This is a genomic window from Vibrio neptunius (assembly GCF_000967495.1).
Taxonomy (GTDB): domain Bacteria; phylum Pseudomonadota; class Gammaproteobacteria; order Enterobacterales; family Vibrionaceae; genus Vibrio; species Vibrio neptunius.
The window spans coordinates 1-18,553 of record NZ_JXXU01000018.1 but is presented as its reverse complement, the minus strand read 5'-3'; the positions used below and the strand labels follow the sequence as shown (position 1 = coordinate 18,553).

Sequence of the window (18,553 nt, the reverse complement as noted above, 5' to 3'; positions counted from 1 at the left end):
GAATGATAAACGGATATAAGCTTTCCGCACTTGCTGTCGCTATGATGGCTTCAGCGTCGGTTTCAGTCAGCGTTAGTGCTGAAACAGTTCCAACAAACTCACCTTTCATCAAAGATGTGAAAGGCAACATTGTTGAAGATTACTCGCCTAAGCCAGTACAACCTTTCGCCTTGTTCTCAATGCGTATGATGAGCAACCCATCAGCCGATCGTGGAGACTGGTTCAATGCTTCAGCAAATTATTCCAGCCTTCAAGGTGTGGGTGCCGACTATGTTTATGAGTCATTGCTTCCACCATTAAAGCCACAACCTGTTATTGTTGCGGTTCTTGATTCTGGTGTTGATATTGACCACGAAGATCTTAAAAACAAACTTTGGACCAATGAAGACGAAATTCCAGGTAATGGTATCGATGATGATGGTAACGGCTACATCGATGACGTTCACGGTTGGAACTTCCTTGGTAACTCTTTAGGTGTCAATGTTGATCAAGACACGCTAGAAGTGACTCGTGAGTACAAAAAATACCTTAAGTTAAAAGAGGGTAATCACTGGATTCCGCGCAAAAAACGCGAATACTACAAGGGCGTGGAAGCGGACTATCTAGAATCAGTTGAGTACAACCAGACTTCTCTTAATCAAGTGACGGAAGCAACTGAGCAAGCGAATCAGTACAAAGATAAGATCACCCAATTAACCGATCACAAAGACTTTACGGTAGACGGTCTACAAGTCTTGCTTGACCACTCAAATACTGAAGTCGTTGAAGCCGCTAAAGGGTTACTTGGCGTATTTGAATCTTGGTATTCTTTTGATTACCTAGAGTCACGCAGAAGTCGTTATCAAGAGTCTCTAGATTATCACTACAACCTAGAGCTTGATACACGTCGTGACATCGTGATGGATAACATCAATAACCCTTGGGAGAAAGGGTATGGCAACAATGATGTTAAAGGCCCTGTTGGCGCTCATGGTACTCACGTAGCTGGTATTATTGCTGCTGAACGTCGCAATGGCATTGGTATCGATGGCCTTGCTGATCATGCGCAAATCATGGCAGTTCGTATGGTACCAAATGGTGACGAAAGAGATAAAGATATTGCTAACGCGGTTCGCTACGCTGTCGACAATGGTGCCAAGATCATCAACATGAGTTTTGGTAAGAGCTACTCGCCACGTAAGTACATCGTAGACCACGCATTCCGTTACGCAGCGCGTAAAGGTGTACTGATTGTACACTCTGCAGGTAACAGTCGTAACGACAACGATATTAAGCCTAGTTTCCCGAACCGTTTTGCTAAGCACTCTTGGTCTAAGCCAATCTCAACATGGATGGACATCGGTGCATCGGCGAAATATGCGGATGATTCATTGGTTGCGAGCTTCAGTAACTTTGGTCAAGAGACGGTTGATGTCTTTGCCCCAGGTTACCGTGTTCTGTCTTCAACTCCAGACAACAACTACGCTGCGTACAGCGGTACAAGTATGGCAGCGCCAGTCGTTTCTGGTGTCGCTGCCATGGTATGGTCACACTATCCAGACCTGTCTGCTGTTGAGCTTAAAGAGCTGCTGAAGAGTAAGGCGCGCACTTACCCAGAACTATTGGTTAAGAAGCCTTCTACTCCTGAAGAGCTTGTACCGTTCAGCACACTGTCAATCTCTGGCGGTGTTGTTGATGCGGAAGCGATTTTTGAAGAGTTAGAAAGTCGCAAATAACTTAATGTGAAGATGCTAAGGGCTACAGTGGTAGCCCTTTTTTATTGCTTCATTACGGATCAACTATTTTCCAAGTCGATGACTTTACAGCGAATAGGTAATATAGACATTGCTGCTCCTGTAGATAGGCTACGGGCAAAATCTATCGCTTTTGCTAAGTCTTGAGGTTGTATTTTTAGTTCGTTTTCGATTCGCCCATCATTGGTCATATCGGTATCGACAACGCTTGGACATAAGCAACACACTTGAACATTGTGCGGTAGTAGTTCCTGATAGAGGGACTGGCTATAGCTTACCAATGCTGACTTAGTGGCTGAGTAAGCCGCAATTTTTGGTACCGGAGATAGCCCAGCAGTCGATCCTAGATTGTAAATTTCTCCAAACCCCTGATGTTTCATTCTTGCTACCACGGCATTGCACACTGCGATAGTGGAAAGTACGTTGACGTTGATTAACTCAGATAACTGTTCAAATGTCAGATCTATATGGCCTGCTTTCAGCACTCCTGCGCTGTTTACTAAAACATCAATTGTTTCTAGCTGATTGAGAATCCCCTCAAAAGAATTCACAGCGATTTCGGGTTGTGCAAAATCTAGATGGTGAGTTTTTATGCTGAGATGAGGATACTGGTCCTTCAAATCATCAAACAAACGGTTGAGGTTGGCTTCTTGCTTGGCAATCAGCACTAAGTTGTAGCCTTGGTTAGCAAAGTAGTGAGATAGCGCTTTGCCAATCCCCCGACTAGCACCTGTGATTAAAGCCGTTTTGGTCATTGAATGTTGTCCTTTTGAGTTTATGCATACTCTACAGCGATTCTCATTGTGGCGTAAGCGATGTCTCAGAGGTCGTAGCAGATGTTTACAGCATTCAAGGTTGTGAGGTAATTTTTCCGTTTGTTAATTACTTGTAAAATGGTGATGACCTTCTCTGAATGACATTTCTATGTGACACTTTTTATGCAGCTCATTGTCTATTCATGCAACATCTAAAGATAACTAGGTGTATTTGCCAAAACATAACAGGATGTGTGAGGAGGACAATTTGCGACACTCTGCGATAACTCAAGAGCAAGCACCAGCACTATCGGCATTACTTGATAGTGACTATCGACTTAATTTCCAGGGGTTTATAGAGCAAATTAAGTTGTCTAATAAACCATTGTCGCTTGCAACGATCAGATTCATACTTGAAAAGGTGGCATTGGATGATACTGAGATAAAGGCGTTATCCAGTTTTGATCAAGACAACTATTGTCGCAGGAGATTGTTCAAAAACGACCACTGTGAAGTGCTTATATTGAGTTGGCTAAATGGCCAGAGAAGCAAAATTCATGATCATTTAAATACCGCCTGTGGCGTACGAGTCCTGCATGGTGAAGCGACCGAGACTTTGTTTGCAACGGCAGCGAATGGTCATATTTATGCATCCCAATCCTCCCATTACCAACAAGGTAGTGTCACTGTTAGCAAAGACAACGATATTCACCAAATTTCTAATTTACAGGCCGATGATGAACCTCTAGTCACACTGCATGTCTATTCTCCACCGTTACAACAATTCCATTTGTATCAGTTGGAAGGAGGCGAGCCAGAGTTGTTGGACTTGCAGCAAGATTCTTGGTTCTATGAAATTTGATGTCAGGCTGATAGCAGAAAGGCGAGCCATGTTGCTCGTCTTTCTGCCATCAGCGGTATTCAGAAATCAGCATCGCTCGAGTCTCTTCTTCGAGGGCTTCAAACATATGTGGTAAGTCTCCGGGGTACGAAATGTAATCCCCTTCGCCAAGTTCATAAGGATCGGTTTGCAATCCGAGCCTTGCACGACCCTTAACGATCACGACATGCTCAACAACTCCAGGGTTATGTGGTTTGGACAAAAACGGTTGGCCAGGTTTAACGTCAATCCAGTAGATGTCTCGACAAACATTTGCTGGACTGGCAGCCAGTAATATGGCTTGGTAATCCTTTTGCTCTGAAAATACGCTCACTCCTTTACCATAGCGAATAACTTTGGTCGTAGGTGCTGGTGTTTCAATTAGACGAGAAAAAGGAATATCAAGCACGACGCAGATGGACCAGAGCGTCTCAATACTCGGATTTCCAACGCCATTTTCGAGTTGCGAGAGCGTCGATTTTGCGATGTTAGCGCGTCTTGCGACCTCGGCGATACTTAAGCCAGCATTCAACCTTTCAGCATTCAGAGTGGCAGCGATTTGTTCGATTGGCGGTTTACTTTGATCCACAATGCTCTCTCTAGTCAGTGTGTTTCCGTTCATTATAAAAAACGATGACATGATTTGACAAACGTTTTTATGGTGTTCATTATAAAATTCTATCGTTCATTATAATGTTTAACTTCGGTTGCAATCGGTGACAGTAACCACTAAACGTCGAGGCTTTTATTATGGAATACCTACTCTCCGTCGCTTTGTTTGCCGTTTCATCTTCGGTGACACCGGGGCCAAACAACATCATGGTGATGACATCTGGACTTAATTTTGGAGTTAAACGCAGCCTGCCGCTGTTAACCGGTATTTGTGTTGGATTTACTTTGATGTTGCTATTGGTAGGGTTGGGCTTTGGTGAACTTTTTGCTTTGTTCCCACAGCTCTCTCTGGCGGTCAAAGTCATGGGAACACTTTACCTCTTGTATCTCGCATTGCAGATCGCCATAGCTGACAGTGTGAGTGCTGAGAAAGGCCGAAATCGACCGCTTGGTTTTCTAAATGGAGCTCTGTTTCAGTGGGTCAATGCCAAAGCTTGGGTTGTGGCAATTGGTGCGATATCCGCATTTACGACAATAGGCGAAGGGTATATGACTCAAAACCTCACCATCGCTTCAATGTTTTTTATTGCCTCGTTTCCTTGTGTTGGCGTGTGGTTGGTGTTTGGTTCTTCGTTACGCCGATACATAGACAAACCAGCCTATTTGAAAGCCTTCAATAGGCTGATGGCGCTGCTGCTAGTCGTCTCTGTCTTGCCTGTTGTTGGAGAGATCGCTAGGCAACTATGAATGAAAAGCGCCAAGCGAAAAGTTCGGCGCTATGATTAGTGTTATTGATGAGAGGCGTGAAGCAAGTGCGAGAACCCATTGTCTTTCAGGCTTCGCTCCATGAGAGCAATCACCTGACGACTGGTTTGATGAGGAACGAAGTCCGAGCTCGATTTACCATCAATGATCAGCTGGGATAAGTGAGCAGCTTCAAACTCAAATCCACCGCCTGCAGGTATGTGTGAGATCTGGGTATGTTCATCTTTGTATGTGATATCAATGACGGTTGGATTCCACCACTTATCTTGGATAACAATTTCAACTTCGGGACCACGTATTGTCGCAACACGTTTTAGGTCTTGGCTGATTGAAGCGCCAATCTTGCCCTTGATACCGTGATTAAACGTAAACTCCACGGTTTCATCGACCTTGGATTCAGTATTGTGTTTTTGATAGGTCACTGATGGCGGTTGGATCTCACTCTGTTTGAGTTGGCAAAGATCCGCGTACAGCCAGAGCGCATAAACACCGACATCTAAAGTCGCACCGCCGCATAGGTTAGGGTTAAATATTTGCTGTTGAATATCAAACTCATGCCAGTTGCCGAACGCCGCTTCGACTGATTCTATCTCAATGCTATTGTTTTGAATGAAATCTCGTAATGCTCGATAAGCAGGGAAAGTGACTGACTTCATTGCTTCCATGAGCAATAGGCCTTGTCTATCTGCCAGTGTCTTCATGTCGTCCCAGTCTTGGGTGTTAGTGAACGCTGGCTTTTCAACCAGAACGTGCTTGCGGTGTTTCAAGAACAGATCAACCATGCTTTTGTGAAATGGATGGATAGTCGCAATATATACGGCATCAACATTTGGGTCTTCTGCCATGGCTTGGTAAGAAGAGTAAGCGTGGGCAGCCTGATAGTGCTGGGCAAAAGCATTCGCGCGCTGTTCATCTCTGGCTGCGACGGCGTAGAGAGTCGCGTTATTGACGTGCTGAGTGAGATCGGCGGTAAAGCGATGGGCAATTTTCCCTAGGCCGGCAATACCCCAGCGTACTTTTTGTCCTGTCATATCAATTTTTATCATTCTAGTATTAATGAGGCTGATACTAGCGATGAGTGCGGGTTTACGTCAAATAGAAGTCGTTGAACTAAACAAGAAAGCCGCCTTGAGTAGGCGACTTTTGCTTAAAGAAAGTCACTATCAAGCTGAGAGCTATTCAATTCCCAGTTGTTGATTAATGAGAGCAATCTCTTTGCGCCACAAAGCCTGAAGCTTAGGCTTTTGGTGCTTGGTTTTTCTCGACACATCTTCCTCCAGTTTTGTTTCGAGGTCATAGAGTTTTTCAATTAACTGCTCTTCATCAGCGAGCCCGTCCGTCAGAGGGAAAGGAGTCGCTACTTGAGTTTCTTCGATTGCTGTTTCATTTGAGGCAAGAGATGACTCTGAACTCATTGCTTGGTACAGCTGTTGCGGGTCTAACCATTCCTCCAGAGAATTCCCCTTGATATACCAAAAGCGATTGCAGCTTGCTTCAATCAATTCTCTGTCATGAGTGACAAGCAATAATCCACCTGAAAAATTGGCCAACGTTTCTGCCAGTTCTTCTTTGCCTTTGAGATCCAAATGATTGGTTGGCTCATCGAGCAAGAGAAGGTGGTAGTTTGCTAGAGTTAACCCGATAAGCAACAAGCGAGATCGTTCACCACCACTCAGTTGATGAACTTTCTGATTGTGTCTAAGGTACGGGAATCCAGCGCTGATCAACGCCATCTTACGCTTTTCTTCTGGTACAGAAGTGAAGCTCGCCAGAGCATCCAATAGGGTTTTGTTATCGTCGAGTTGCTTAAGGCTTTGATCGTAAAAACCAACGTTGGCCCTAGGATGAAACACAATACTATGTTGTACCGCATCATCCTGATGGTAGCTTTGCCATAGCGTTTTCAACAAGGTTGATTTCCCCCCTCCATTTTTGCCAACAATGGCTACCCGATCGCCACTTTTCAATTGGTTAGCCACGATATTGAATAAGCATGGAGCTTTGGACGATGGCGAAACATCCAGATCGGATATTTGCAGTAAGCGGTCCGCTTTTAAACGTTCGCCTTTTAACTCCAACTTCCATGGTGTCCCAGACGTGAGTATCGTCTGGTCGCCTTTTAGCTTCTCAACGCGTTTTTCCATGTTCTTGGCTTTTCGCGATAAGTCTTCATTGTCGTAAACATGTCCCCAAACAGCGAGGCGTTTCGCACTTTTCTCAATACGGTCGATTTCTTTTTGCTCCGCTTGATGACGTTGCATGTCAGCGTCATCACGTGCCTCAAGCATTTCCAAAGCTTGGGAGCAGGGCAGTTGAAAGAAGTGCAGGCTATTGTCACGCAGTATCCAGGTGCAATTGGTGGTGTTGTCCAGCAACCTTCGGTCGTGTGATACGAGTACGAAACTCCCATTCCAGTGCAGCAAGAACTGTTCTAACCAAAGTAGTGTTGTCAGATCAAGGTGATTACTTGGTTCATCCAGTAAGAGTAGGTCGGGTTCCACGATCAATGCTCTAGCTAACAGCAAGCGCGTATGCTGACCGCCACTTAAGCCAGAAGCGGCATATGACCATTGTGATGAATCGAACCCCATTTCTGAAAGAATGAGTTCAGCTCGCCAACGTTGACTGAGTCGTTCACTGTCAGGTAAACGATCAAGTACAGCATCCATCATTGACTGGCGCAGCAAAGATTGTGGAAGGTGTTGCTCCACGCATTCTAATTGGCAATGGCTTGCTGTTGTAATGGTTCCGGCATTTGCTTGAATTCCACCATGAAGCAGATTCAGAAGGGTACTTTTACCGCAACCGTTGTGACCGACTAAGCCGATTCGGTCGCCTTTTTTTACAGTGAAAGAAATGTCTTCAAGCAAAGGAGCTGAAGTCGTTTGATAAGAAATAGATTGTGCAGATAGTAAAGTGCTCATAACTTACTCAAGAATTACAGGCATGGAGATGCCTTTCGTCAAACATTGCTGACGATAACCCTGTAAGCCAGAGAGAAGAGACTCTAGTCTGTATGTATTAATCTTCGCTCAAGCAAAGGTTATCGCAGCACGATACCAGTAAAACTTGAGCTTGCACGTTCGCTGAAGAAGCGTGCGAAATGCAATTCACACTTAGTCATGGGGGGTCCTCCTTATTTTGATTGATGGGCCCAGTGACGAGAGTGTAAGGTAATGCCCTGCTGTTGGTCTAGCTTCACTATTTAGAAACGTTGCACAGTTGGCAATATTTGTGACCCATCTTGAAGATGTTTATGTGCTCAACACTTTGAAGTATTGATTAGCGGTGATACCGTAATACACCTTGTCGTCGAATCCTGACTCAACCTTGTAGTAGTCAACTTGACGGCCTTCAAATGAAAAACCGCACTTCTCCATCGTTTTGTATGAACCTATGTTAGCGCCATAGCAGTCTGCACTGACTTTGTGGCTACCTAACTCGGTGAATGCAATATCGGTGAGCAAGCGACAGGCGCGAGTAGCGATCCCTTTGCCCCATGCGTGGACGGGAAGTTGATACCCAACTTCATAGTTACCTTCGAGAAACATGACTTTAGACAACCCGCACATGCCCATGTAGTGGCCTTGTTGGTCTCGAATGACAAATGTTGGGCTGTCTGGCCAACTTCCTTTTTCAGCCGCTTGCTCCGTGTTTTCAATAATGGGCTCAAAAAACGCCTGATACATGCTGTCCGCAGCAGGTGCGAAGAACAAATAGGCATTCACCTTATGGTCGTTGAGCATAGCGATTATATCGTTTAGGTCGTCACGTTGAATTAGTTGGATGCTTAGCGTGTCACTTAAAGGGAATGAGTGCCCACTTTGTAATGCTGTGTATGTCATTGTGTACCTCTCCATTTGCTCAGCATGGTAGATCAGGATCTGTACCGAAAATTGGATATTTGCGACAAGTGCTATTGGAAATCTCCGTAGATGTCGATAGTCAGGTCTCGGTTTTTGAGATACTTAGCTGGTGTCCGATTGAGCTGATTTTTGAGCTGGCGAATTAAATGGGATTGATCACTAAAACCAAATGCTTGTGCAAATTCAGCCCAGTCGGGCTCGGTATCCTGAGCATAGATAGACAGCACTATCTCTTCCAGTTTCATCATCATGAGATATTGCTTTACGCTAAGCCCAGTCACTTGCTTAAAGTGCCTTTCTAACGTGCGCCTAGAACATGCACACTGGTCTGCAATCTGATCGATGTTCCAATCAGATAGGCGACTTTCTACCATTGTGGTGACTTTCTGTGTGATAGAAAAAGCGCGGTCTTTTCTCTTATCAAGGTTGAGCTGGAGGAAGTGATGATGGAGCACATCAAGCAAGTCTAACTTACCGTTTGAACTCCACAACTGGTTTTGTAACGAGGGGCCAAACATTGTGGCCAGCCAATCGGGCCAGTCACAGTGATTTGTATTCAGGCTGCCAGAGGGATCAAGAAGGTAGAGCCCTTCAGGTCTAAATGTGATACCGATACGTTTCAATGGGGCTTTGTCTTCCAAGGTCAGCAGCTGCTGACTAATCGAGAGTAGATGACTGCCTCGACCTTCGAGTTTAAGCAAATCATTCTCATAGCAATACTGCTGTTCATCAGGGGTAAACAACAAGTGAGGTCTTGGGTTAGGGATCAGTTTAGGTTTTTGTTCTAGCATTTCACCAACGCCCAATTCGAGATACCAAACTTGGTGTATAAGCCATTCAAATTCTTGTAGTGGTTGCTTCCACGTAATCATTGCAAATTCAAGTGAGTTGTTTCTCCATCAGTGTACGTGATAACGGTGCATCTTCGCAAAGTGACCTTTTTGTCTGCAACGGATAAAAAGTCAATTGTTCCGGATGGTTACGTGAAATCATGGTTGATCCTCATATCAATAAAATATGTCATTTAGGTGACAATTAAACGATAAGCAATAGAACTCATATCTAACTTGTTAAAAAATATGCCTTAGATCTCGTTTTGTGCAACTTGATATGCTGTTTTTTTAACCTAGTGCAAAGGCTCTCATCGGATGAGTTGAATAAAGCTTATTCACTGACTATTTCTATTTTATGGGCAAAAGTGGTTTCGATGTTTGGAATTTTTGCTCGCTGATGACAAATAAAATAACGCTAATTTCAGGACGAAAAGGTTAATAACATCATGAATATAATGACAAAAATTGCCTCCATTGCAGTGGCAATTGCATTTTCTAGTTTCACACATGCTGCCATAGGAAACTACAAAGTGGTACTGATTCACGGCTTGCAATCTGATCAGTTGAAATCCAAACCAGACGCCGCGCAGGTCGATCGAGAGGGTGAAGATTACTGGAAAGAATACTGGCTTCAATACGCGGATACACGAATCGACTGGCCCGCTTATGAGCGTGTCGAAGGTAAGATCTCCAGCGAATATGCTTGGCCTAAACTTCAAGAACTTTCACGCAACGGTACTTGTCAGCCAGGTTGTATTTTTGTCACCCATTCTACAGGAGACCTCGTTGCGCGCTATCTACTGGATAATCAGGAAAACTGGCTCACAAATGCCGGGTTAGCGCCGCTCAACATTGTCGCTACCTATGATTTTGCGGGGGCTGGTGGTGGCTCTGAGCTTAGCGATATTGTCATGAACGTCATTGAAGGGGGAGGCTTGGCGAATAGTGCTATGCGCTATGCCATTTCATTGTGGCTGGGTGAAATGCCTAATCAAATCAACTCTGGAGTCCTCAATGACCTGAGAGTTTCTAATGCGCGGCAAATCGCTCGTCTGTCAGAACATCGAATTCCTCGTATTCGATTTATCGGTAACGGAACTGACTATTTCAAAACGACATCCGTTTTCCTTCCAGGTAATGACGATGGGGTTGTTGCCGCGCATTCGGCATGTGGTGCCGCAGAAGCAGGCAGTTATGACAGTTGCTCAACGAGCTTAGCAATGAATGGCAAAATAGCCTCACAACGTAAAGGTGTGTCCAGCTTTATGCCTGAACATTACCCTTTAATCATGGGAGATGATTACAGTCATAGTGATGTTGTAGGGGCTAAACATAAAGGTAAAGTGACTTCCAGCATCACTGGCGTGACATTAGCCAATGGGCAGTCAGTCGGTGTCACAACCTACCAAGAGCGTGGTTGGTGGGGTAAAAAATATCTGTATGTACAAGGCTCCAACAAAGACACCATGTCTGAAATTGCCGTTGGTCTAAACTGATCAGATATTGGGCTGGACAGAGCTTCCAGCCCTTTGCTTTCTGGAGGAAGGAATGAAGAAAAAGTTATGGATATTGAGCCTTTGTGCAGCCTTGACAACGCTTAGTGTCATGTTTTGGCCAAGCCCTGTCGAGACGTCTGAATATGCAAAATCGAAGCGTAGTGAACATCCTTCAAACGCTATTTCTCCTGTCCCTGCCACGCACTTTGAGCGTGAAACATCAAGCCGTGCTGTTGAGCTGAAAACGCCTTTGGAGTCTGAAGAGGTCACACTGAAATTGAAGCAAATCGCAATTCAGCACCAGCAGATCCTCCAATACCCATCCTACTCTCAGCCAATAAACAGTGAAAACAGCCTCTATCTGAGTTGGAATGCGTTTGAAGTGGTTGAAACTCCGGTGTTGGACGGTAAATCAACGGCTTCGTTGAGCGTTGAAAAGTTTCGGCATTTCTATCCTGAGCAGATATTGGTCGCGCTTGTAACACAGGAAGCAGTAGTTAGTGCGTCATTGGATGTCGTTTCTGTTGCTAACCAGCAAACTTTAGCGACACTGCCAATGGATGATATGAAGTGGCAAATCACGCCCGGGGCTGATTGGCCAGAAGAGCTGAGATTGATAGCGCGCATTGATTTTGAGAAAGGGGAAGATGTGATCAGTGCTGATGTTCGTTTGTATCATTCTGTGGCGAGCGTTGTTTCAGTGTCTCAGGGTTACGCTCAGGGGCCTGATATGACGGTTCCGGTGACGCTGCAAATCGACAAAGAGGGTATATTCAGACTGCGTGCAAACCTGTTTCAACAAGGCGGGAATGCCATTGCCTCTTTGGTCAAAAAGCAACGGTTGTCGGAGGGCGAGCAAACACTGGAATTAAAAGCGTTCAAACGAGTCTTGCCAGAGGGGGCGACGGATTTAGAGTTACGCGATGTGGTGATTGAGAGAATGTCAGGATACCCCGGAGAAAAAACAGCTTATGGGCAGAGTAACGCAGAGAGTTACCCGATTGGTCGTTTTGATTCTGCTGCCTTAACTGATGAAGAATACCAAATGACAGAGCAGGAAAGGCAACAAATGGCCTTTCTGCAACAATTGCTTTGATGTTTGTGGCAATGACTACTGGATTGACAGTCTGTATTGCAATATAATTGAACGGTGTTTTATTTTCTAGGTGTGGCGATGTTTCGTACTCAGCTTTTCCTACTCTTTAGTCTCAGTTGCACCACAACAGCTTGCACGAGTACAGCCAATATGCCTTCAGACAACAAGGCCCCAGAATCGGCTGTTGAAGACACACGTGCGGTCACGGTAACACCAACCAACAGTCCCCCTGAACCGAAAAGTAAAGGTATTGATGGACAAGTACTGATAGATAATGAGCCGACCAGGCAAATTCTCAGTTCATTGGAAAGTGTCACTGATACACTCAATATTCTCACTTTCGGGATCTTTGCAGGAGAGCATCGCTGACCTAGTGTTTGTCTTTTGTTATGGACTTGTGTGCACGACCTTTTGGATTCAGGTCTATGCTTTATTAACCGATGCGTCAATAGCGAATGGTTATGAACCTGCTCCAGACTCTTTTCCGACAGCTTTCTATCAGAAACCGATTGATGTTCGGTTATCTGCTACTTTTTCTGCTTGTTCTCAACATCGCCAATCTAGCAAATTATGTATTGATGCGGGATCTAATAGAGAAAGGCGTAGAGAAAGAACTCACCACAGCAACAGAGTCCATCACTGATAATATTGCGACAACGGTCGACATTACCATTAGGAATTACTTACGAGGTATTTCTGAGCTCAGCCTCCAATATGTCGAGCAGCAGTATCGCCAATTTCAGTTAGGCAATCTGTCTGAGCAAGAAGCGAAGCAACGCGCTGCGACTTTCCTCCTAGAGCAAAAAATTGGTGCGACTGGATATTCTTATGTGGTCGACTCTGAAGGGATAATACGGGTCCACCCAAAGGATCCCTTAATTGATATGAGCTTGATGAAGTACGAGTTTATTCAGAAGCAAGTAGCAGCCAGACAAGGTTATCTTGAATATCAGTGGAAAAACCCTGATGAGCTCGTTGAGCGACCAAAAGCGCTGTACATGGTCTATTTTGAACCGTGGGATTGGATCATCACGTCATCTTCTTATCGTCAAGAGTTTGCCAGTTTAGTGGATATCGAGGATTTTAGTGAGTCGATATCTAAGCTCCACTTTGATGAAACTGGGTATTCTTACGTGCTCAACGACCAAGGAGACGCTATTGTTCACCCATACTACGATGGCAACTTCTACAACATACGTGATTCCAGAGGTCAGTTGTTTGTTCAACAAATGCTTAAAGAACAAAACGGCACCATCAAATATACGTGGAAGAACCCACAAGAGCCGGAGCATCGTGAGAAGATCGCTGTTTTTCGCTATTTACCTGAATATAAGTGGTATATCGTGTCCTCCACTTACGTTCAAGAGCTCAACCAGCCGCTGTTCGATCTGAAGATCATTCATGTGATTGTGCTGGTGTTCTCCATCCTACTGATTATCCCGTCTAACATACTCCTCAGCCGATCTATCGTGTTACCACTGAAAAATGTGATGCAATGGATAAGCAAGGCTTCAAATGGCAACTACAGCGTGAGAGTAGAAGATCATTCGGGATCGAATGATGAGCTAGCTCAATTGGCTAATTACTTTAATCATTTTCTCGCTGAGCTGGAAAAATCCAATCAAGAGCTTTACCGGGAGATACAAGAGAGAGTCAAAGCTCAGAATAAACTGGAAAATCTCAATGAGACACTAGAAGAGAAAGTCGCTCAGCGAACCCTAGCGCTCGAACAAAGTATGGAACAATTGAAGAGAACCCAAGAACAGCTGATCGAATCGGAAAAGCTGTCGGCGCTGGGCGGATTAGTTGCGGGGATTGCTCATGAAGTCAATACGCCATTGGGCATTGCGATCACGTCCTCGTCACTTATTCATGAATCGAATACCAAGCTCAAAGCTGCTTTTGAGGCTCAGTCTCTGACCAGTGAACAGTTTGATAACTATGTGACTCAACAGGCACAAGCCATCGAATTGCTGACGGACAACCTGAATCGGGCATCTAAATTAGTCCAAAGCTTTAAGCAAACGGCAGTCAATCAGGTATCTGAAGATTGCACGGACTTCGAGGTTAATGAAGTGCTTCAAGCGTTGCTCGCAAGCCTACATCCAGAGACTCATAAAGCTGGGGTCGAGCCAAGACTGATTGTGGAACCTGGGCTGACAATGCACAGTTTGTCTGGTGCGTTAACACAGGTATTTTCCCATCTGATCCTGAATAGTGTCCACCATGCATTTGATCAGCAAGCTGAACCAAAGATCCTTATCGACGTCCAGCTTGAAGAAGATGAGGTAGTGTTTCGGTTCGAAGACAATGGTTGCGGTGTGGAACCAGAGCTACACAAAAAGATATTTGAGCCTTTCTATACCAGTAGAAGAGCACGCGGCGGGACGGGGATAGGCTTAAATTTGGTGTTTAACTTGGTGACCCAGAAGCTCAAAGGAACATTGGAGTTTGCCTCCAGCCAAGGTGTGAGTTTTACGATCCGATTGCCAAAGCGGTTATCGAAAGGTAAAGGTGATTGAAAATTGTAATTGCAGCAAGATAGAGGAAGGTATTGAATGATATCAATACCCAGTGGTAATCTCAGCAACAGTTCTCGCGCAGAGTATGGTGAAAGTAGGCCTTTGCTTTTGACCTGAACTGCCCACTCATTCAAGGCGTATTTATGCAAAGAGCTGAACAGCATCAGACCGACCCCAATTCTACCCAACAGAGCCTTTTATCTTCTCAAAGGAAAAGTAACAATCTTAGTATTCTTCTAGAGTTGATGACATTTATCAGGCCGTATCGGTGGAAGGTCGTTGCGGCTCTGATGGCGTTGATTGTCACAGCGTCATTAACTCTCTCTGTCGGTCAAGGAGTACGTCTGTTGATCGATCAAGGTTTTGCTCAGCAGTCGACACAAGAGCTGAGTAGCGCCATTCAACTCATTGTGGCGTTGACAGTGATGATTTCAATCGGGACATTCTTTCGCTTTTATCTCGTTTCTTCGGTAGGGGAGAGGGTGAGTGCTGATATCAGGTTGGCGGTCTTCAACCATGTCATTAACCTGCACCCTAGTTATTTTGAAACCAATGGTAGTGGCGACATTATGTCGCGTATTACAACCGATACCACGTTGCTGCAAAGCATTATTGGTTCATCGTTTTCAATGGCGATGCGTAGCGCTTTGTTGTGCGTTGGCGCAGTGATCATGCTGTTTGCCACCAACATCAAACTGACACTGATCGTTCTAATCTCTGTCCCTTTTATCCTGGTCCCTATTTTGTTTTATGGTCGACGGGTAAGAGCTTTGTCCCGTCAAAGTCAGGACTCGATGGCCGATGTGGGTAGCTATGCTGGTGAAGCGATTGAGCACATCAAAACCGTTCAGAGTTACAGTTATGAAGCTCAGGAGAGAGCCGCATTTGCTAAGGAAGTTGAAAGAGCATTTGAGATTGGACGACAAAGAGTTAAGCAACGAGCGATATTGATTTCTGGGGTGATTGTTATCGTCTTCAGCGCAATAGCAGGTATGCTCTGGGTCGGGGGGAGCGACGTCATTAATGGCACCATGTCTGGTGGTGATCTGGGGGCGTTTGTCTTCTATGCCATTATGGTGGCTTCTTCCCTAGCGAATATTTCTGAAGTGATGGGAGAGCTACAACGTGCGGCAGGGGCTACCGAAAGACTAATTGAAATCCTGCAGGTTGAAAGCCATATTATTGCACCAGCGGATAAGGTGGTATCGACCGAGCAGCTCGCGAGTGAAGTCATGTTTGATGATGTGACTTTTCATTACCCATCCAGACCCGAACATGCGGCGATTGAGCGCTTAACGCTCAAGGCTGAAGAGGGAAAAGTATTGGCTTTGGTTGGCCCCTCTGGCGCAGGCAAAACTACGTTGTTCGAGCTTCTGCAACGTTTTTATGACCCTCAGTCAGGGCAAGTCACTTTGGGTGGCGCTGACATTCGTCAAATGGCGCCAAGTGCACTGCGACAACAAATGGCTCTGGTGCCTCAACAACCTGCTTTGTTCAGCAATAACGTGCTGCACAACATCCGTTATGGTAACCCTGCCGCAACAGACGAGCAGGTGATAGCCGCCGCGAAAAAAGCCCACGCTCATGATTTCATTATGCAGCTACCACAGGGTTACGATAGCTTCCTTGGTGAACGGGGAGTGCGATTGTCAGGCGGTCAACGTCAACGTATCGCCATCGCACGGGCGATTCTTAAAGACCCAAATATTTTGCTACTGGACGAAGCGACCAGTGCACTAGACAGCGAGAGTGAACACCATGTTCAACAGGCGCTGGAAGCACTTATGCGCGATCGAACCACACTTATTATTGCTCATCGCTTGTCGACCATTAAACACGCCGATCAGATTGCCGTTTTAGATCAGGGTAAGCTGGTGGATGTGGGTAACCACAGCGAGCTAATGCAGAGTTGTGAACTATACCAGCGTTTGGTTGAGTTGCAGTTTAAGCCAATTGACCGATAGTCTGATCAACACGGACGATGACAAATTAAGGGCGTTCTTTACTGAGTTGCGTCAGCGAGTACAGCGTTAAATTAGGCGTACATCTCATTCTTTATTGTTCGATCTGAGAGTACGCTAACACGCTGAATGCGAAGCTTGATGTATTCTAGGTGAAGTCAGGAAAGAGGATGTAATTGATGTCAAAAAGCTCAAAGCTTCACAATGAAGACAAACTGGTCAAGAAAGCGTTGGAGATCGGTGAGAAAATGGCCAAGATGCAAGGTTTTGATCTGCCGAAGTCACCGCAACCAGTCAGAGTGAAAGCCGTATATCTGTTTTTGGTTGATGCAAAACAGATCACGCCATTACCTGAAAGTAAACTTGATGGTGCCAATATCAAGCACAGACTTGCGCTTTGGATTCATAGTGCATTGCCTGATGATGACCCGTTAAAATAAATGCGTGTGAGTGGCTAACGCATCTAAAGTGTTTAGCGTTGGCAGAGAATAAACAAAGGCAACCGTTATGTTGCCTTTGTTTATTTTTTTCTTTGAATTTTTATAAAATACTCGAAAGCTTAACATCATAAAATCGGCCCCTTGATTTAAGCAGGAGTTTAGGGCTAATAGTATTCATTCCTGATCTATAAGCACGTAGAAGGCGATCAAAACCAATGAGTTCAGTGTTGGTCATTGTTTAGCAATTGTATGTAATCTGTCGATAATAAATCTGTGTGCAATTAATTTAGTAACGCATATATATCGATTGATAAAACATATTATCAAAAGTTTTTCATAAATTATCCATTAATTAATCAAATCCTCCCTGCGTTTCGTTTTGAATCTATTTAATTCAACACAGGGAAAACTATCAAATGGACAAGCAATTTAACGTTAAAGATTTGTTGCTCCTCATGGTCTTGACCATAGTAGTGCTACTCCTTCTTGGCTGTGGCGGTTCAGACGAAGGAGGCAGTGCCTCTTCCTCAAGCCCTCCTTCTTCAAGTTCTACTAGACCCAACACACCGAACCAAGATGCGACCGCACAACTAGAGCGGCTGACCCTCACCGCATACCCACTTAAAACCAAGGGGAAGAGCGAGCTCACGCTGATCACGGGCAGCGAGCAGTCTTTTCTCGCCGTGGGCGAATACTCGAATGGTGAATCTAAAGTGTTGACCGAGGCATTAAGTCTCTCTGATTGGCAATCCAGTGACACAAAATTAGGCGAATTTATTCAATCGGGGGTATTGAAAGGGAAAGCGCCAGGGTTAGTAACGGTCTCGTTTAGCAAAGGTAACCTCACCAGTAACTCATTGCAAGTGACGGTGACCGATGCCACCATTACCGGTATCACCATCACCCCCTCAGTGGTGAGTGTTGCCAAAGGGCATCACCAACCGCTCACCGCCACCGCGACATACAGCAACGGCCTGTCGATGAACATCAGTGACTCGGTCACTTGGGTGTCGGACGATCCCTCTACAGCCACCATTACATCACAAACCGAACACGGTTTACTCAACGGTGTTGATGTCGGCTCTACCACCGTCACTGCAGTAAAAGAAGGCATAACCAGCCAATTAGTAGATGTCGAGGTTTCTGATGCCGAGATCACCGCTATCAACGTCACGCCCGCTGTTGTTGGTATCGCAAAAGGGCAACACCAAACGCTCACCGCCAACGCCATTTACAGTGATGGCACCTCATCGATTATCACTGATTCCGTCATTTGGCGCCCTGCCGATACCAATACAGCCACCATCACCTCTAATGGCGTGTTGTCTGGTGACGATATCGGCACCACTACTCTCACAGCGACAAAAGATGGCATTACAAGCTTACCCGTCGGTGTGGTGGTCAGTGAAGCCGAGCTTATCAGTATCAGCGTCACGCCACCAATGGTGGCGGTCGCTAAAGGACAACACCAAGCACTAACGGCCACAGCCATCTACAGTGATAACACCTCTTCGGATATCAGTGATTACGTCACTTGGAGCACCATCGAACCCAGCACAGCGACGGTCGTGCCTGGAGGAAAAGTAACTGGAGT

General features: G+C 45.3%; 16 protein-coding genes. 10 read left to right on the top strand and 6 right to left on the bottom strand.

Features of this window, described 5'->3' with window-relative positions; genetic code table 11:
- Positions 1 to 2: 2 nt before the first annotated feature.
- Entirely contained in the window at positions 3 to 1,715 is a 1,713-nt protein-coding gene (locus tag TW84_RS06610; RefSeq protein ID WP_045974863.1) for a S8 family peptidase, read from the top strand.
- 59 nt (positions 1,716 to 1,774) lie between these two features.
- Here TW84_RS06610 and TW84_RS06605 read toward each other — a convergent pair whose 3' ends face one another.
- A complete protein-coding gene (locus TW84_RS06605) occupies positions 1,775 to 2,488 on the bottom strand; it encodes an SDR family NAD(P)-dependent oxidoreductase (protein ID WP_045974862.1) in 714 nt (237 codons plus the stop codon).
- Positions 2,489 to 2,756: 268 nt separating this feature from the next.
- On the opposite strand from TW84_RS06605, the gene TW84_RS06600 reads away from it, so the two are divergent.
- Positions 2,757 to 3,350 (top strand): cysteine dioxygenase, encoded by a 594-nt coding sequence (locus TW84_RS06600; protein WP_084720195.1) that lies wholly within the window; start codon positions 2,757 to 2,759, stop codon positions 3,348 to 3,350.
- Between the two features lie 49 nt (positions 3,351 to 3,399).
- Here TW84_RS06600 and TW84_RS06595 read toward each other — a convergent pair whose 3' ends face one another.
- The gene (locus TW84_RS06595; RefSeq protein WP_205622470.1) at positions 3,400 to 3,957 is read right to left on the bottom strand and encodes a helix-turn-helix domain-containing protein; all 558 of its coding nucleotides are present in this window, start codon (positions 3,955 to 3,957) and stop codon (positions 3,400 to 3,402) included.
- Positions 3,958 to 4,118: 161 nt separating this feature from the next.
- On the opposite strand from TW84_RS06595, the gene TW84_RS06590 reads away from it, so the two are divergent.
- On the top strand, positions 4,119 to 4,727 hold the full coding sequence (locus TW84_RS06590; RefSeq protein WP_045974860.1) for a LysE family translocator: 609 nt from the start codon (positions 4,119 to 4,121) through the stop codon (positions 4,725 to 4,727).
- 41 nt (positions 4,728 to 4,768) lie between these two features.
- On the opposite strand, the gene TW84_RS06585 is transcribed toward TW84_RS06590, so the two are convergent.
- From TW84_RS06585 to TW84_RS06570, 4 genes are all read right to left on the bottom strand, one after another.
- Positions 4,769 to 5,776 (bottom strand): Gfo/Idh/MocA family protein, encoded by a 1,008-nt coding sequence (locus TW84_RS06585; protein ID WP_045974859.1) that lies wholly within the window; start codon positions 5,774 to 5,776, stop codon positions 4,769 to 4,771.
- A 144-nt stretch (positions 5,777 to 5,920) separates the two neighbouring features.
- The gene (locus tag TW84_RS06580; protein WP_045974858.1) at positions 5,921 to 7,669 is read right to left on the bottom strand and encodes an ABC-F family ATP-binding cassette domain-containing protein; all 1,749 of its coding nucleotides are present in this window, start codon (positions 7,667 to 7,669) and stop codon (positions 5,921 to 5,923) included.
- 330 nt (positions 7,670 to 7,999) lie between these two features.
- On the bottom strand, positions 8,000 to 8,590 hold the full coding sequence (locus tag TW84_RS06575) for a GNAT family N-acetyltransferase (protein WP_045974857.1): 591 nt from the start codon (positions 8,588 to 8,590) through the stop codon (positions 8,000 to 8,002).
- 71 nt (positions 8,591 to 8,661) lie between these two features.
- Positions 8,662 to 9,483 (bottom strand): helix-turn-helix transcriptional regulator, encoded by an 822-nt coding sequence (locus tag TW84_RS06570; RefSeq protein WP_045974856.1) that lies wholly within the window; start codon positions 9,481 to 9,483, stop codon positions 8,662 to 8,664.
- A 407-nt stretch (positions 9,484 to 9,890) separates the two neighbouring features.
- Between TW84_RS06570 and TW84_RS06565 the strand changes: the two genes are divergently transcribed.
- The 7 genes from TW84_RS06565 to TW84_RS06535 form a co-directional block, all read left to right on the top strand.
- A complete protein-coding gene (locus tag TW84_RS06565) occupies positions 9,891 to 10,940 on the top strand; it encodes a hypothetical protein (RefSeq protein WP_045974855.1) in 1,050 nt (349 codons plus the stop codon).
- 52 nt (positions 10,941 to 10,992) lie between these two features.
- Positions 10,993 to 12,036, top strand: a complete 1,044-nt coding sequence (locus tag TW84_RS06560; protein ID WP_045974854.1) for a hypothetical protein — start codon at positions 10,993 to 10,995, stop codon at positions 12,034 to 12,036.
- 78 nt (positions 12,037 to 12,114) lie between these two features.
- Positions 12,115 to 12,405 carry a hypothetical protein gene (locus tag TW84_RS06555; RefSeq protein ID WP_045974853.1) on the top strand — a complete coding sequence of 97 codons (291 nt, stop codon included), beginning with the start codon at positions 12,115 to 12,117 and terminating at the stop codon, positions 12,403 to 12,405.
- Positions 12,406 to 12,497: 92 nt separating this feature from the next.
- Complete coding sequence (locus tag TW84_RS06550; protein ID WP_240478144.1) at positions 12,498 to 14,558, top strand: cache domain-containing protein; 2,061 nt, start codon at positions 12,498 to 12,500, stop codon at positions 14,556 to 14,558.
- A 143-nt stretch (positions 14,559 to 14,701) separates the two neighbouring features.
- Positions 14,702 to 16,522, top strand: a complete 1,821-nt coding sequence (locus TW84_RS06545; protein WP_045974852.1) for an ABC transporter transmembrane domain-containing protein — start codon at positions 14,702 to 14,704, stop codon at positions 16,520 to 16,522.
- A 176-nt stretch (positions 16,523 to 16,698) separates the two neighbouring features.
- A complete protein-coding gene (locus TW84_RS06540) occupies positions 16,699 to 16,959 on the top strand; it encodes a DUF5062 family protein (protein WP_045974851.1) in 261 nt (86 codons plus the stop codon).
- A gap of 416 nt (positions 16,960 to 17,375) precedes the next feature.
- Positions 17,376 to 18,553, top strand: a 1,178-nt coding sequence (locus TW84_RS06535) for an Ig-like domain-containing protein (protein ID WP_045974850.1), incomplete at its 3' end; no start/stop codon positions are given.